The following is a 14,850-nucleotide window of genomic DNA, read 5'->3' on the forward strand; positions in this document are numbered from 1 at the left end:
CAAAGGGCGCCATCCTGGCGGGGCGGCACCTTTTATGCTTTCTGGCGTGGAGATGATCTTTGCGATCTCTCGGACATTAATATGCGGCCGAAGTGCATAAAGGTTCGAGATTGGGCAGGAGGCATCAATATAAAAATCTTATAAATGCCTTATGCGCTCGAAGCCGGAACTGGGGCGCCATCGGCAGGTCGATATAAACAAAAAGCCGTGCCTCGAGGGCACGGCGCGATATCGAACAGCGCAATGTTGGAAGGTTCAAGGATCGACCTTGAACTGGTAGTGGCCTTCGGCGCTATGACCGTCCATCGAGAGGACACGCCAGTTGAGCGTGTAGAGGCCGGGTGCCATCGAAGGATCGAGCGGGATCTTGAAGACGGATCCTTCGGGGCCGGAGAGGAATGGCTTGCCCGTGGGCAATGCCGTGCCCTGCGCGTCGAGCAGGATGGCTGTCGAGCGCGTAAGATCGACTGGCCCGGTAAAGGTGAGTTCGAGGTTCGCCGGCACCAGCTGTTCTTCCTGCTGTGGCGGCGGAAGCGATGCTTCCTCGATCGCCGCAGAAGCCTCGTTTGCGGCAAAGAGGAGCAATGCGAATAGGCAGAATGACACAATCGATTTCATGACGGTCTTCCTTGGATTGCCGATCCGCATGGTGCCGGGAGCGTCATGCCCCGTCACGCCATGCCGGCGCATGCCTAATAACGCTGCTGGGGCCGATTTCGATCCCGCATCCTTGCAATAACCCGCACCGGCTGAAGCAGCGGCTGTGGCTGGCGCCCTTGTCGGAGTGCTGCGACAGCTTCATCGACCAGGTTTCGCCAAAATTCGCGGAGCCGTCTTGTTATCTGCGAGTTGGAAGCTGAATTCCTGGCGACATTGTCGTTGTCGTGCTTCATTGCTTTCTCCTTCCACTTTGCCGTGATCCTTGAACAGAAATATAGTCCTCGGCGAGTTCTGGCGAAATCATACAGACGTCTAGGGAGCGCCTATCTTTCGGGTGATAAGCGTGTGAGCATTTCGTCATATATTGAGCAAAAGCCTCCTGGATATGATTGAATTGCTGGGCGTTGCGGTCTTATAGTCGGCCGCAAGGGCATCCCATGAATCGCGGGAGCCATAGGGAAGGAAACCGATCATGACCAAAGTCCGTGCGCTGGTACTGGAGCGCCAGCATGAGCTTGCGCTTCGCGATATCGATCTGCCTCTGGAGACGGGACCCGGGCAGGTGAAGATCAAGATCCATACCGTGGGCGTCTGCGGCTCTGATGTGCACTATTACACGCATGGCAAGATCGGCCCCTTCGTCGTCAACGAGCCTATGGTACTCGGCCATGAGGCGGCAGGCACGGTGGTCGAGGTCGGTGCCGGTGTGACGCATTTGAAGGTCGGCGACCGCGTCTGCATGGAACCCGGCATTCCCGATCCCAATTCCAAGGCGAGCCGGCTCGGCATGTACAACATCGATCCTGCTGTCGCCTTCTGGGCGACGCCGCCGATCCATGGCGTGCTGACGCCTGAGGTCGTGCATCCCGCCAACTATACGTTCAAGCTACCCGACAATGTCAGCTTTGCCGAAGGTGCGATGGTCGAGCCTTTTGCGGTCGGCATGCAGGCCGCGACCAAGGCGAAGATCGCACCCGGCGATACCGCCGTTGTTCTCGGCGCCGGTCCGATCGGCACGATGGTGGCGATTGCCGCCCTTGCCGGTGGTTGCGCCCGCGCGATTGTCGCCGACCTCGCCCAGCCGAAGCTCGATATCGCCGCCCAGTATCAGGGCGTTATCCCGGTCAATATCCGCGAGACGAACCTTGCCGAGGAAGTCAGCCGATTGACCGATGGCTGGGGGGCCGACGTGGTCTTCGAATGCTCCGGTTCGCCGAAGGCGTGGGAGACGATCATGGCCCTGCCGCGTCCGGGCGGCGTCATCGTTGTCGTCGGCCTTCCGGTCAATCCGATCGGCTTCGACGTCTCCACGGCTTCCACCAAGGAAATCCGCATCGAGACGGTGTTCCGCTATGCGCACCAGTACGAGCGCTCGATCGCGCTTCTGGGATCGGGCCGCGTTGATCTCAAGCCGCTGATCTCCGAGACCTTCACCTTCGAAAATTCGATCAAGGCTTTCGACCGCGCGGTCGAGGCGCGCCCTGATGACGTCAAGCTGCAGATCGTCATGGAGTAAGGTGCCCCTAGGGGTGCCTTGTGAACGGTTTCATCCTGTGGAGCAGCACCGCGGCCGCGATGACGGCCGCGGCTGCGAGTGCGATCAGAAGATGGTTGTGTAGCGGAAGGCGACCGAGCATCTGTTCTATCCCATGCCCGAAGGCATAGCCGAGTGCGGTGAAAATCTGGCCCCAGACCAGCGCTGCCAGAAGATTGATGACGAGGAACTTCTGCGTCGATATGCGCGTCGTGCCGATCACGATCGGGCTGATTGTTCGCAATCCCACCAGAAAGCGGAACACGAAGATGAAGCCCGTCGGGTATTTTTCGAGAAGCTGTGTTACCCGCGCCAGCGCCGGCGTTTCCATGAGGCGACGAACGAAGCTCCATTGGGCTGCGTAGCGACCGGCGAAGAACCACATCTGGTCGCCGGCAAAGGACCCTGCCGAAGCCGCCATTGAGGCGGCCCAATAGGTCAGAAGGCCGCGATGCGCGATGACGCCGCCGAGAAAGGCGGCTGTCTCACCCTCAAAGGCGGTGCCGAGAAAGATGGCCGGGAGGCCGTAATTCTCGATCATAAGCTCGATGGACATCTGGCCTGCCTCGTTACTGGTTGCGATGCCGAGCTAGCGCTGTACCGTTGTCGGATCAGACCGCCTTCAGGTCGCCGAGCAGCGTCGGAATCAATTCCGAGACGGTTGGATGGATCGGCATGGACCATTGCAGCACCGGATAGGTCGTGCCGGCGTTCATGGCATCGATGAAGCCGTGAATCGCCTCGTCACCCTCGATGCCGAGGATCGCGGCGCCGAGGATTTCCTTTGTTTCGGCATCGGCGATTACCTTCATGAAGCCCTTGGTTTCGCCGCGCTCGTTGGCACGGCCGACCCGGCTCATCGGGCGGGTCGAGACCAGGATCTTGCGGCCGGAGGCGCGGGCCTGCTTTTCCGTCATGCCGACGCGGCCGAGTGGCGGGTCGATGTAAAGCGCATAGGCCGGAATACGGCTCGAAACCTTTCGGTCCCCGCCGTCGAGCAGGTTGGCGGCAGCTATTTCGAAGTCGTTGTAGGATGTATGGGTGAAAGCGCCGTGGCCGTTGCAATCACCAAGCGCCCAGATGCTGTCCACATTGGTGGCGAGCCGGTCGTCTACGGTGATGAAGCCGTGCTTGTCGGTGGCTACGCCCGCAACATCGAGGCCGAGATCGTCGGTATTCGGCGTGCGGCCGGTGGCGACAAGTACATGGCTTGCCTCGATCGTTTCGGAATCGACCGTGATGGTTGCACCGTTGGCACTCTTTGCGAAGCTGATGGTGTTGACGTCGGTATGGATTTTTATGCCCTCTGATCTGAGGATATCGGCGATCGCATCAGAAATATCCTCATCCTCTCTGGAGGCGAGCTTCGGGCCGCGCTCGATCACGGTCACGTCTGCTCCGAAGCGCCGATACATCTGCGCGAATTCCAGGCCGATATAACTGCCGCCGATGATGGCGAGATGCTTGGGCAGACTGTCGAGATGAATGATGCCGGTGCTGGTCAGGTAGTCGATGTCGGCAAGACCCGGCATGTCGGGGATCGTCGGCCGCGCGCCGACATTCAGAAAGATCTTCGGTGCGGTCAGCGTCTCGCCGTTGACGGCGACTTCCTTGGGAGACGTGAAGCGGGCATGGCCGTAGATGACGGTCATGGTTTTTATGCCGTCGAACCAGCCGCTCAGGCCGTTTCGCGCATTCATGGTAACCGTCTCGGCTCGCCCACGCACCGTCTTCATGTCGATTGCGATCTCGCCCGGTATCTGCACGCCGTACTCGGCCCCGCGCCGCGCCACCTGGGCGGCACGCGCACTTGCCACCAGCGTCTTCGTCGGCATGCAACCGGCATTGACACAGGTGCCGCCGAGGAACTTGCGTTCGATCAGCGCCACCTTCATACCTTTTTCCGCCATGCGGGCGGCCAGGAACGGGCCCGCTTGGCCGGCGCCGATGAAGATCGCGTCGAAGGTCTTCATCAGACTGCTGCTACGATGATGATTGCACCGATGATGGCGACGGCGTCTTCGATCAGGGCCGCCGGGCGATCCTGGCCGAAGGAGGCTGCGAGCCTGCCGCGAACAGCAGCCCCGCCAAGCGTGCCGATGACAGCGCCGATAATGCCGGCGATCAGGCCACCGAAGAGCAGGCTGCTGGCTGCCCCGATCACGGCGCCGGAAAGCGCGCCCATGACGATGCGGGCGCCGAACTGGATCGGCACCTTGCGTGACGGCGTGGTGGGCAACTGGTCGGTAATGAGCTCAACGACAGCCAGTATGGTGAAGATCCAAGGTGTCCACTGGTAGCCCATGAAAGCAAGCGGCGTCTGAGAGAGATCGTACCAGCCGAGTGCGGCACCCCAGGCGACAGCGGCCGGTGCAGTCATGGCGCGAAGACCGGCAACGACACCGATCAGGAGTGCGAGCAGCAGAAACATAGGCAAATCCCCCTTGCACCGCCGGCCATTCTGCCGCGGTGAGGGGAGGTTTGCACATTGTTAACTCCGTTGCAATTCGCCTTGTGTGCGGCCGAATTAGTTGGAGAAGGAGGCAATGCCCGTGATCGCGCGGCCGAGAATGAGCGCATGAATGTCATGCGTTCCCTCATAGGTGTTGACCACCTCCAGATTGACGAGATGGCGGGCAACGCCGAACTCATCCGAAATGCCGTTGCCGCCCAGCATGTCGCGGGCTGCGCGGGCAATATCCAGCGCCTTGCCGCAGGAATTGCGCTTCAGGATGGAGGTCAGCTCGACCGGCGGATGGCCCTCTTCCTTCATGCGGCCGAGCCGCAAACATCCTTGAAGCCCGAGCGAGATTTCCGTCGCCATGTCGGCAAGTTTCTTCTGGATGAGTTGGTTGGCGGCAAGCGGACGGCCGAACTGCTGGCGGTCGAGCGTATATTGCCGAGCCATGGCGTAGCAGGCCTCGGCAGCACCCAGCGCGCCCCACGCGATGCCGAAGCGGGCCGAGTTAAGGCATGTGAAAGGTCCCTTGAGGCCGGTGACGTCGGGCAGCAGGTTTTCTTCCGGCACGAAGACCTCGTCCATCACGACTTCGCCTGTTATCGAGGCGCGAAGCCCAACCTTGCCCTGGATCTTCGGCGCCGAGAGCCCCTTCCAGCCTTTTTCCAGGATGAAGCCGCGGATCAGCCCGTCCTCGGTTTTTGCCCAGACAACGAAGACATCGGCGATCGGTGCATTCGAAATCCAGGTCTTGGAGCCGGTCAGGCTATAGCCGCCATCGACCTTCCTTGCCCGCGTCGCCATGGAGCCCGGATCGGAGCCGTGATTGGGTTCCGTCAGGCCAAAGCAGCCGATCCATTCGCCGGTCGCAAGTTTTGGCAGATACTTCTTCTTCTGCTCCTCGGAGCCGAAAGCGTCGATCGGCACCATGACGAGGGAGGATTGCACGCTCATCATCGAGCGATAGCCGCTGTCGACGCGCTCAACCTCGCGCGCGATCAGACCATAGGCGACATAGCCGAGGCCGGCGCCGCCATATTTCGGATCGATCGTCGGGCCGAGAAGGCCGAGTTCGCCCATCTCGCGGAAGATCTCGGGATCGGTCTTCTCGTGACGAAAGGCTTCGAGAACGCGGGGCGCGAGCTTTTCCTGCGCGTATGCATGGGCGGTGTCCTGCACCATGCGCTCCTCGTCGGTCAGTTGCTCTACAAGCCGGAAGGGATCGGCCCAGTCGAAAACTTCGCGCGTATGCTGCATGTCCAGTCTCCTCACCACGGTTCAGGGCCCATTATTCAGGCATGCCTGATTTAAGGTCGCATAGACCCGCCGACTGGCGGCGTCAACACAAGCGACTATTGCACCAAAGATGCAGAAGTCGTCTTTTCAAATGCGGATCGTTACGCCAGTTTGCCGCCGATGGATTCCGGTCGGATGGATTCGGGCCAGACAGATTTTCGTGTGAGGAGGCAGACATGTCATCGAGTGATCTCTTTGTATCGGCCGAAGGGGCCGAATGGGTTAACCCTGAGCCGGGTGTGACGCGGCGCATCATGGCCTATTTGCCCGAGATGATGATGGTTGAAGTCGCCTTCGAGCCGGGCGCTGTGGGTGCGGCGCATTTCCATCCGCATATCCAGGCAAGTTATGTGGCCGAAGGCAGCTTCGAAGTCACGATCGACGGCCGCACCGAAGTGTTGAAGCAAGGCGGCAGCTTCATCGTTCCGCCCAATCTCGTACACGGCGTCAGGGCGCTGGAGAAGGGCCGACTGATCGACACCTTCACCCCGCACCGCGCCGAATTCCTGAAATAGTCAGGTCTCGGCCTTTGCTTTCCGTGTCGGGGCGGGCACGCCGATATAGGGCGGGATGAAACAGACATCCTCGCTGCGGACGGCTTCGCGCAGGAAGTCGATGACAGCGCGCACGCGCGGCGCCTGCTTGAGATCGCGATGGCAGGTGATCCAGTAGTGGCGCTTGAGGTCGATCTCGTCGGGCAGCACGCGCACCAGTTCAGGATAACGGCAGGCGAAAAAATAGGGCAGGATGCCAAGGCCGAGGCCATTTCTGGTGGCCGTTAGCTGCGCGAAGATGCTCGAACTCTGGAACTGCGGCTTGATGCGCGGATGTACGTCGCCGAGATAATCGAGGCCCGGCGCGAAGATCATTTCCTCGATATAGCTGATGAAGGGATGGTTCAGCAGGTCGTCGCGCGTCCTGATGGGGGCCGCGCGGGCAAGATAGTCGCGCGAGGCGTAGACCTGCAGATGATAGTCGGTCAGCTTTTCCGCAAAATAAGGGCCGCCCTTCGGCTCGTCGAGAACGACGGAAATATCTGCCTCCTTGCGCGAGAGAGACATGATCTGCTGGATGGTGACGAGTTCCAGCGCCAGATGCGGGTGACGGGCTGCAAATTGCGGCAACACCGTCGCAAAGAAGAAATTGGCAAAGCCTTCCGGGGCGCTGAGGCGTACGAGACCGCGTTGGCTTAGCGAACCGTCAGCGAGATCGGCTCGCAACCGTTCCGTTTCCTGTTCCATCTTTTCGGCGGTTTCGACAAAGCGCGCGCCCATGGCGGTCAGCACGTAGCCGCGCGGGTTCCGCTCGAAAAGCTTTACCTTCAACGCAAATTCCAGCCGGTCGATGCGGCGGGAGACGGTGGCATGGCTGGAGCGCAATTGCCGCGCTGCCGTCGAAAGCTGGCCTGTGCGGGCGACGGCTAGAAAAAACTGCAGATCGTCCCAAGTAAATTGCGAGGCATGGCTCATCGGCGTCGTCCAATCCGTCTACGTCTTTGGTCTAATGCCGTCCGACAAAGAGTGCCGCAACTGTCTGCACAGGGGCATTTTGAAGGGTTCTGTACAAAAATGAACAGATACTGTTTGGAATTAGATGTAAACCGCCAGTTGCCTCAAGGAGGGAATTCCGTGATCGTAAGGGCGGAGCGGCCGCTTTGAGGAGGGCGGGTCGCCAAATTTGAACAGATTCGCAATCTGGCCAATCTCTGGGAGGAGAGACAATGCGAAAGAATCTCATTGCGTCCGTTGCATTTTTGCTTGCTAGCAGTACAGCCGTACTCGCCCAGAGCGCGGCTGTTTCCGACGGCAAGGTCAAGATCGGTATTCTAAACGATCAGTCGGGCGTCTATGCCGATTTCGGCGGCAAGTCCTCGGTCGAGGCTGCCAAGATGGCTGTCGAGGATTTCGGCGGCAAAGTGCTCGATATGCCGGTCGAGATCGTCGATGCCGACCACCAGAACAAGCCCGATATCGCCTCTAATATTGCCCGCCAGTGGTATGACACCGAGCAGGTCGACGCCATCATGGAACTGACGACGTCTTCCGTAGCGCTTGCCGTGCAGGCCGTGGCCAAGGAAAAGAAGAAGATCGATATCGTTACCGGTGCGGCAACGACCGACCTCACCGGCAAGGCCTGCTCGCCCTACGGCTTTCACTGGGCCTATGACACCCATGCGCTCGCCGTCGGCACCGGCGGCGCGCTGGTCAAACAGGGCGGCGACAGCTGGTTCTTCCTGACTGCGGACTATGCCTTCGGCTACTCACTGGAACAGCAGACCACGGATTACGTGAAAGCGAGCGGCGGCACGGTTGTCGGTTCGGTACGCCATCCCCTGTCCACGCAGGACTTCTCATCCTTTCTGCTGCAGGCGCAATCATCAGGTGCCAAGGTGATCGGCCTTGCCAATGCCGGCCTCGATACGTCGAACGCCATCAAGCAGGCGGCCGAATTCGGCATCACCCAGGGCGGCCAGCATCTGGCGGCATTGCTCTTCACGCTCGCTGAAGTCCATGGTCTCGGCCTTGAGGCCGCTCAAGGGCTGACACTGACGGAAGGCTATTACTGGAACCGTGACGACGACAGCCGCGCATTCGCCAAGAAGTTCTTCGCCCGCACCGGCAAGATGCCGAACATGATCCACACCGGCACCTATTCGGCCGTTCTGCAATATCTGAAGGCGATCCAGAAGGCTGGCACGGACGAGACGGAAGCCGTCGCCAAACAGCTTCACGAAATGCCAGTCGATGACGTCTTCGGCCGTGGCGGCACGGTTGGCCCGAACGGCCGCATGATCCACGACATGTATCTGCTGCAGGTCAAGAAGCCCGCCGAAAGCAAGGAGCCGTGGGACTACTTCAACGTTCTCGCCACCATTCCCGGCAAGGAAGCCTATATCGACCCCGCCAAGAGCGGTTGCGATCTGGTGAAATAAGATATGGCGGTTTCCGCAATTGAAACACAGGCCAAGCCGCGGGTGGTGCTTTCCGCCCGCGGCCTGCGCCGCGATTTCGGCGGCTTCACGGCCGTCAAGAATGTCGATCTCGATGTGAATGATGCAAGCGTGCATGCACTGATCGGGCCGAATGGTGCCGGCAAGACGACGGTTTTCAACCTGCTCACCAAGTTTCTGCAGCCGACATCGGGCACGATCACGCTGATGGGTACGGATATCACCAGGACGCCGCCAGACCGGGTGGCGCGTATGGGGCTCGTTCGCTCCTTCCAGATATCAGCTGTCTTTCCGCATCTTTCCGTGCTTGATAATGTGCGGGTCGCCCTGCAGCGGCCGAACAATCTTTCCACGCAGTTCTGGCGGCCGCTTTCGGCGCTCGACAGACTCAACGACAGGGCCGAGCAGCTGCTTGCCAGCGTCGGTCTTTCCAAGGAGCGCGATCATATCGCCGCCGATCTCTCCTACGGGCGTAAACGGGTCCTTGAAATCGCAACCACGCTGGCGCTCGATCCGAAAGTGCTGCTGCTCGACGAGCCGATGGCTGGCATGGGGCAGGAGGATGTCGGTGTCGTCTCGGCCATCATTCGCGATGTCGCCCGCGACCGTGCGGTGCTGATGGTCGAACACAATCTCTCGGTCGTCGCCAATATCTGCCGGCATGTCACCGTGCTGCAGCGTGGCGAAATCCTCGCCGAGGGCGACTATGCGACCGTCAGCCAGGACGAGCGTGTGCGCCAGGCCTATATGGGCACGGAGGAGCACCACTGATGGCGCCGCTTCTCGAAGTCCAAGGGCTGAACGCCTGGTATGGCGAAAGCCATATCCTGCACGGCGTCGACATGACGGTCGGCGAGGGTGAGATGATCACCATTCTCGGCCGCAACGGCGTCGGAAAGACGACGACTTTGCGCACTATCACCGGCATCGTGCGTGCGCGAAAGGGCAAGATCAGCTTTGCCGGCACGGATATGATGCAGGTGCCGCTGCACAAGACGGCCCATAAGGGCATCGGTTTCGTGCCGGAAGAGCGCGGCATATTCTCGACCCTAACGGTCTCGGAGAACCTGCTCCTGCCACCGGTCGTGGCGCCGGGTGGCATGAGCCTCGATGAAATCTACGAGCTTTTTCCGAACCTTTATGAGCGGCGCGCGAGTTCCGGCACCAAGCTGTCGGGCGGCGAGCAGCAGATGCTGGCGATTGCCCGTATCCTGCGCACAGGCGTCCGCCTGTTGCTGCTGGACGAGCCGACAGAAGGCCTGGCGCCCGTGATCGTTCAGCGCATCGGCGAGGTACTGAAGGCATTGAAGGAACGCGGCATGACCATCGTTCTCGTCGAGCAGAACTTTCGCTTTGCGAGCCGTATTGCCGATCGCTTCTATCTGATGGATCATGGCCAGATGGTCTCGGAATTCCCGGTCGGTGAACTGCCGCAGCGCATGGATGTGCTGCACAAGGTTCTGGGAGTGTGATGCGATGACGATGATCTTCGGCATTCCCTTGCAGGCGCTGCTCGGCCAGCTGCTGATCGGCCTGATCAACGGGTCCTTCTATGCGCTGCTGAGCCTTGGTCTTGCGATCATTTTCGGTCTTCTGCGCGTCATCAATTTCGCGCATGGCGCCCAATATATGCTCGGCGCCTTCGTCGCCTATCTGCTGCTGAATTATCTCGGTATCGGCTATTGGCCGTCTTTGTTGCTGGCGCCTGTCATCGTTGGCCTTGCCGGCGCGGTTGTCGAACGGCTGTTCCTGCGCCGGCTCTACGATCTCGATCCGCTCTACGGTCTGCTCTTCACGTTCGGCCTGGCGCTCGCGGTCGAAGGCACGTTCCGTTATCTTTACGGTTCATCCGGTCAGCCCTATGCAACGCCACCGGCACTGGCCGGCGGAATGAACCTCGGCTTCATGTTCCTGCCGATCTATCGCGGATGGGTGGTGATCGTCTCGCTCGTCATCTGCATCGGGACGTGGCTTTTGATCGAAAAGACCAAGCTCGGCGCCTATCTGCGCTCGGCGACGGAAAATGCCACGCTGGTTCAGGTCTTCGGCGTCAACGTGCCGGTTTTGCTGACCTTCACCTATGCGCTCGGGGCCAGCCTCGCCGCCTTTGCCGGCGTGCTGGCGGCACCGATCTATCAGGTCTCGCCGCTAATGGGCTCGAATATGATCATCGTCGTCTTCGCCGTGGTCGTGGTCGGCGGCATGGGCTCGATCATGGGCGCCATCATCACCGGCTATGTGCTCGGCATCGCGGAGGGCCTGACCAAGGTCTTCTATCCGGAAGCGTCCAATATCGTCATCTTTGTCATCATGGCGATCGTGCTTCTCATCAGGCCCGCGGGCCTCTTCGGCCGGGATGCGTGATATGGCTGACATCACCGAAACCGTCCGAACGGAAAAGAGCCGCACCGCCCTTTCGGTGCAGACCGGGTTCCTGATTATCGGGCTCCTGCTTCTGCTGCTTGCGCCGTTTTTCTTCTACCCGATCTTCCTGATGAAGCTGCTCTGCTTCGCACTCTTTGCCTGCGCCTTCAATCTGCTGCTCGGCTATACGGGTCTGCTCTCGTTCGGACACGCGACCTTCTTCGGCGGGGCGGCCTATTTTACCGCCTATACGGTGAAGAGCTGGGGCTTTCCGCCGGAGTTCGGCATTCTTGTCGGCGTTGTCGGAGCAGCCTTTCTAGGTCTCGTCATGGGCTTCTTCGCGATCCGCCGACAGGGCATCTATTTCGCGATGATCACCCTGGCACTGTCGCAAATGTTCTTCTTCTTCTGCCTGCAGGCGAAATTTACCGAAGGTGAGGATGGCATCCAGTCCGTGCCGCGCGGCCATCTCTTCGGCTTTATTGATCTCAACAGCTCGACCAACATGTACTACTTCGTGCTGGCGGTGTTTCTGATTGGGCTTCTGATCATCTGGCGCTTCATCAATTCGCCCTTCGGCATGATCCTGAAATCGATCCGCGAAAACGAGCAACGGGCGATCTCGCTCGGCTATTCCGTGGCGCGCTACAAGCTTGGCGCCTTCGTGATGTCAGCAGCCCTTGCCGGGCTTGCCGGGTCGGTCAAGGCGCTGGTCTTCCAGTTTGCGACGCTGACGGATGTCGCTTGGCAGATGTCGGGCGAGGTGATCCTGATGACGCTGCTTGGCGGCATCGGCACGCTGATCGGCCCGGTCTTCGGCGCCGGGCTCGTCGTGACGCTGCAGAACTATCTCGCGACGTCGGAATTTCCGGTGACCATCATCACCGGCGTCGTCTTCATGATCTGCGTGCTGATCTTCCGCCGCGGTATCGTCGGTGAATTCTACGCCTCGCGGATCGGGCGTAAACTCGGTTTTGTCTATCGCCGCTGAACGGGCGGACCTCTTCTCCTGCAACGCGGGAAGATGTGCAGCGGCGCCGCGAAATCCCGCCTTCCCGCTCCGGGTAGGCGGGATGCAGCTCATTTCGGAGTGCATGATCCATGGATCGCTACGACTATATCATCATCGGGGCAGGCAGCGCCGGCTGCGTGCTCGCAAACCGACTGTCTGCCGACCGTAACAACAGCGTTCTCTTGCTGGAGGCGGGCGGCAACGACAACTACCACTGGATCCACATTCCAGTCGGCTATCTCTACTGCATCAACAATCCTCGGACCGACTGGTGTTTTACCACCGCACCAGAGGCCGGGCTGAACGGACGGGCGCTGAATTACCCGCGTGGCAAGGTGCTTGGCGGGTGCTCGTCGATCAACGGCATGATCTATATGCGCGGCCAGGCCCGCGACTACGATCTCTGGCGGCAGATGGGCTGCACCGGCTGGGGCTGGGACGACGTGCTGCCGTTTTTCCGGAAGTCGGAAGACCATTATCAGGGCGAGGACGAAATGCATGGCGCTGGCGGCGAATGGCGTGTGGAGAAAGCACGCGTGCGCTGGGACGTGCTCGATGCCTTCCAGAAGGCGGCCAAGGAAGCCGGTATTCCCGAAACGGCAGATTTCAACCGCGGCAGCAATGAAGGCTCCGGCTATTTTGACGTCAACCAGCGTTCCGGCATCCGCTGGAACGCAACCAAGGCCTTCCTCCGCCCAGCCATGAAACGCGGCAATCTGACAGTCATGACGAAGGCCCAAGTGCGGCGGTTGCTGGTTGAAGAGGGCGCCGTCGTCGGTGTCGAGTTTCAGCACCGCGGCACGGCCAAGCGAGCCTATGCCGCGAAGGAAACCGTGTTGTCGGCCGGCTCCATTGGCTCGCCGCATATTCTGGAACTGTCAGGTATCGGCCGGGGCGAAGTGTTGCAGCAGGCAGGCATCGATGTGCTGGCGGAGGTAAAAGGCATCGGCGAGAACCTGCAGGACCATCTGCAGCTTCGCCTCGCCTACAAGGTCACGGGTGTACCGACCCTCAACGAAAAGGCGTCGAAGCTGATCGGCAAGGCGGCGATCGGGCTCGAATATCTCGTGCGTCGCTCCGGCCCGATGGCGATGGCGCCGAGCCAACTCGGCATCTTTACCCGCTCCGGTCCTGATAAGGAGACGCCCGATCTGCAATATCATGTGCAGCCGGTCTCGTTGGACAAGTTTGGCGATCCCGTTCACACCTTTCCTGCGATCACGGCAAGTGTGTGCAATCTCAGGCCGGAAAGCCGCGGTTTCGTGCATGTCTCAAGTCCGGATTTTGCAGCTCAGCCGACGATTGCCCCAAAGTACCTCTCGACGCAGCGCGATCGCGACATAGCTGTTCGTTCAATAAAGCTGACACGCCGGATCGTGGCCCAGCCCTCTTTCGCCCGTTTCCGTCCGGAAGAGTTCAAGCCGGGACCGAGCTACCAGAACGAGGCGGAGCTGGAGAAAGCGGCAAGCGATATCGGCACAACGATTTTCCATCCCGTCGGAACCTGCAGCATGGGCATCGACAGGGATAGCGTCGTCGATCCGCGCCTGAGATTGCGCGCGCTCGCAAGACTGAGGATCGCGGACGCCTCTGTGATACCGGCGATCACGTCAGGCAACACCAATTCGCCGACGATCATGATCGCCGAAAAGGCGGCGGCCATGATCCTCGAGGACAACAGATAGGAGATGAGCATGGCAAGGATCGGATTTATCGGGCTTGGCAATATGGGCGGGCCGATGGCGGTCAATCTCGTCAAGGCCGGTCACGAAGTTCTCGGCTTCGATCTCGCCGCCCCCGTGCTGAAAGCGGCTGAGGAAAGCGGCGTGAAACCGGCCAGCCATGCCAGTCAGGCGGTCAAGGACGCTGAGATCCTCATCACCATGCTGCCGCAAGGCAAACACGTACTGACGGCCTGGACCGATATCCTGCGATCGGCTGCGCAGGGCACGCTTGTAATCGATTGCTCGACCATCGATGTGGAAAGCAGCCGCAAGGCGCATGAGATGGCGAAAGCCGCAGGCTGCCTGTCGCTCGATGCGCCGGTCTCAGGCGGCACGGGTGGGGCGAGCGCCGGAACGCTAACCTTCATGGCGGGCGGCTCCGAAGGAGCCTTCGCCAAGGCAAAGCCCGTTCTCGAGGCCATGGGCAAGAAGATCGTCCATTGCGGCGAGGCGGGTGCGGGGCAGGCAGCGAAAATCTGCAACAACATGATCCTCGGCATTTCCATGGTCGGTGTCTGCGAGGCCTTCGTGCTCGCCGAAAAACTCGGTCTCTCGCATCAGGCGCTTTTCGATGTCGCCTCCACCTCATCCGGCCAATGCTGGTCGATCAACACCTATTGCCCGGTGCCCGGACCGGTGCCGACCTCGCCTGCCAATAATGACTACAAGCCGGGTTTTGCCGCAGCCTTGATGCTGAAGGATCTGAAGCTCTCGCAGGAAGCGGCTCTTGCGAGCGGCGCATCCACACCACTTGGCGCGGAGGCCGCGCAGCTTTACGCGCTCTTCGATAAGCTCGGAAATGGCGGTAGGGATTTCTCCGCCATCATCGAGATGTTCCGCGAAAAGATGTAG

The 14,850-nt window shown here is 60.3% G+C and carries 15 protein-coding genes; 9 read left to right on the forward strand and 6 right to left on the reverse strand.

Features of this window, described 5'->3' with window-relative positions; all coding sequences use genetic code 11:
- Positions 1-255: 255 nt before the first annotated feature.
- On the reverse strand, positions 256-618 hold the full coding sequence (locus tag AC1DUP_RS14330) for a copper resistance CopC family protein (RefSeq protein ID WP_477832951.1): 363 nt from the start codon (positions 616-618) through the stop codon (positions 256-258).
- Positions 619-1,132: 514 nt separating this feature from the next.
- Between AC1DUP_RS14330 and AC1DUP_RS14335 the strand changes: the two genes are divergently transcribed.
- Complete coding sequence (locus AC1DUP_RS14335; protein WP_115036943.1) at positions 1,133-2,176, forward strand: NAD(P)-dependent alcohol dehydrogenase; 1,044 nt, start codon at positions 1,133-1,135, stop codon at positions 2,174-2,176.
- Between the two features lie 7 nt (positions 2,177-2,183).
- On the opposite strand, the gene AC1DUP_RS14340 is transcribed toward AC1DUP_RS14335, so the two are convergent.
- From AC1DUP_RS14340 to AC1DUP_RS14355, 4 genes are all read right to left on the reverse strand, one after another.
- Entirely contained in the window at positions 2,184-2,750 is a 567-nt protein-coding gene (locus AC1DUP_RS14340; protein WP_113301802.1) for a DedA family protein, read from the reverse strand.
- 55 nt (positions 2,751-2,805) lie between these two features.
- Complete coding sequence (locus tag AC1DUP_RS14345) at positions 2,806-4,167, reverse strand: FAD-containing oxidoreductase (protein ID WP_477832952.1); 1,362 nt, start codon at positions 4,165-4,167, stop codon at positions 2,806-2,808.
- Positions 4,167-4,625, reverse strand: coding sequence for a DUF4126 family protein (locus AC1DUP_RS14350; protein WP_477832953.1), 459 nt, complete (start codon positions 4,623-4,625; stop codon positions 4,167-4,169). Before AC1DUP_RS14350 ends, AC1DUP_RS14345 begins: the two co-directional genes overlap by 1 nt.
- A gap of 96 nt (positions 4,626-4,721) precedes the next feature.
- Positions 4,722-5,909: an acyl-CoA dehydrogenase gene (locus AC1DUP_RS14355; RefSeq protein ID WP_113301799.1), complete on the reverse strand. Its 1,188-nt coding sequence runs from the start codon at positions 5,907-5,909 to the stop codon at positions 4,722-4,724.
- A 215-nt stretch (positions 5,910-6,124) separates the two neighbouring features.
- Here AC1DUP_RS14355 and AC1DUP_RS14360 point away from each other — a divergent pair, with 215 nt between their 5' ends.
- Positions 6,125-6,463: a cupin domain-containing protein gene (locus AC1DUP_RS14360; RefSeq protein WP_477832954.1), complete on the forward strand. Its 339-nt coding sequence runs from the start codon at positions 6,125-6,127 to the stop codon at positions 6,461-6,463.
- Here AC1DUP_RS14360 and AC1DUP_RS14365 read toward each other — a convergent pair whose 3' ends face one another.
- Positions 6,464-7,417 (reverse strand): LysR family transcriptional regulator, encoded by a 954-nt coding sequence (locus AC1DUP_RS14365; protein WP_113301797.1) that lies wholly within the window; start codon positions 7,415-7,417, stop codon positions 6,464-6,466.
- A 251-nt stretch (positions 7,418-7,668) separates the two neighbouring features.
- On the opposite strand from AC1DUP_RS14365, the gene AC1DUP_RS14370 reads away from it, so the two are divergent.
- From AC1DUP_RS14370 to mmsB, 7 genes are all read left to right on the forward strand, one after another.
- Complete coding sequence (locus AC1DUP_RS14370; RefSeq protein WP_113307869.1) at positions 7,669-8,880, forward strand: ABC transporter substrate-binding protein; 1,212 nt, start codon at positions 7,669-7,671, stop codon at positions 8,878-8,880.
- A gap of 3 nt (positions 8,881-8,883) precedes the next feature.
- Positions 8,884-9,669 carry an ABC transporter ATP-binding protein gene (locus AC1DUP_RS14375; RefSeq protein WP_477832955.1) on the forward strand — a complete coding sequence of 262 codons (786 nt, stop codon included), beginning with the start codon at positions 8,884-8,886 and terminating at the stop codon, positions 9,667-9,669.
- Positions 9,669-10,370, forward strand: coding sequence for an ABC transporter ATP-binding protein (locus tag AC1DUP_RS14380; protein ID WP_113508246.1), 702 nt, complete (start codon positions 9,669-9,671; stop codon positions 10,368-10,370). Before AC1DUP_RS14375 ends, AC1DUP_RS14380 begins: the two co-directional genes overlap by 1 nt.
- Before the next feature lie 4 nt (positions 10,371-10,374).
- The gene (locus AC1DUP_RS14385; RefSeq protein ID WP_113301793.1) at positions 10,375-11,262 is read left to right on the forward strand and encodes a branched-chain amino acid ABC transporter permease; all 888 of its coding nucleotides are present in this window, start codon (positions 10,375-10,377) and stop codon (positions 11,260-11,262) included.
- Position 11,263: 1 nt separating this feature from the next.
- The gene (locus tag AC1DUP_RS14390; protein ID WP_113508247.1) at positions 11,264-12,253 is read left to right on the forward strand and encodes a branched-chain amino acid ABC transporter permease; all 990 of its coding nucleotides are present in this window, start codon (positions 11,264-11,266) and stop codon (positions 12,251-12,253) included.
- A 110-nt stretch (positions 12,254-12,363) separates the two neighbouring features.
- On the forward strand, positions 12,364-13,959 hold the full coding sequence (locus tag AC1DUP_RS14395; RefSeq protein ID WP_477832956.1) for a GMC family oxidoreductase: 1,596 nt from the start codon (positions 12,364-12,366) through the stop codon (positions 13,957-13,959).
- A 9-nt stretch (positions 13,960-13,968) separates the two neighbouring features.
- Positions 13,969-14,850 (forward strand): 3-hydroxyisobutyrate dehydrogenase, encoded by an 882-nt coding sequence (mmsB, locus tag AC1DUP_RS14400; protein WP_477832957.1) that lies wholly within the window; start codon positions 13,969-13,971, stop codon positions 14,848-14,850.

The sequence above is a fragment of the Rhizobium sp. 01L419 genome (assembly GCF_056400025.1).

Bases quoted from the DNA above. Each gene is read 5' to 3' on its own strand.
- AC1DUP_RS14370 (WP_113307869.1), top strand. From the start codon at position 7,669: ATGCGAAAGAATCTCATTGCGTCCGTTGCATTTTTGCTTGCTAGCAGT.
- AC1DUP_RS14340 (WP_113301802.1), bottom strand. From the start codon at position 2,750: ATGTCCATCGAGCTTATGATCGAGAATTACGGCCTCCCGGCCATCTTT.
- AC1DUP_RS14360 (WP_477832954.1), top strand. From the start codon at position 6,125: ATGTCATCGAGTGATCTCTTTGTATCGGCCGAAGGGGCCGAATGGGTT.
- AC1DUP_RS14335 (WP_115036943.1), top strand. From the start codon at position 1,133: ATGACCAAAGTCCGTGCGCTGGTACTGGAGCGCCAGCATGAGCTTGCG.
- AC1DUP_RS14380 (WP_113508246.1), top strand. From the start codon at position 9,669: ATGGCGCCGCTTCTCGAAGTCCAAGGGCTGAACGCCTGGTATGGCGAA.
- AC1DUP_RS14345 (WP_477832952.1), bottom strand. From the start codon at position 4,167: ATGAAGACCTTCGACGCGATCTTCATCGGCGCCGGCCAAGCGGGCCCG.
- AC1DUP_RS14330 (WP_477832951.1), bottom strand. From the start codon at position 618: ATGAAATCGATTGTGTCATTCTGCCTATTCGCATTGCTCCTCTTTGCC.
- AC1DUP_RS14395 (WP_477832956.1), top strand. From the start codon at position 12,364: ATGGATCGCTACGACTATATCATCATCGGGGCAGGCAGCGCCGGCTGC.
- AC1DUP_RS14375 (WP_477832955.1), top strand. From the start codon at position 8,884: ATGGCGGTTTCCGCAATTGAAACACAGGCCAAGCCGCGGGTGGTGCTT.
- AC1DUP_RS14390 (WP_113508247.1), top strand. From the start codon at position 11,264: ATGGCTGACATCACCGAAACCGTCCGAACGGAAAAGAGCCGCACCGCC.
- mmsB (WP_477832957.1), top strand. From the start codon at position 13,969: ATGGCAAGGATCGGATTTATCGGGCTTGGCAATATGGGCGGGCCGATG.
- AC1DUP_RS14385 (WP_113301793.1), top strand. From the start codon at position 10,375: ATGACGATGATCTTCGGCATTCCCTTGCAGGCGCTGCTCGGCCAGCTG.
- AC1DUP_RS14350 (WP_477832953.1), bottom strand. From the start codon at position 4,625: ATGTTTCTGCTGCTCGCACTCCTGATCGGTGTCGTTGCCGGTCTTCGC.
- AC1DUP_RS14355 (WP_113301799.1), bottom strand. From the start codon at position 5,909: ATGCAGCATACGCGCGAAGTTTTCGACTGGGCCGATCCCTTCCGGCTT.
- AC1DUP_RS14365 (WP_113301797.1), bottom strand. From the start codon at position 7,417: ATGAGCCATGCCTCGCAATTTACTTGGGACGATCTGCAGTTTTTTCTA.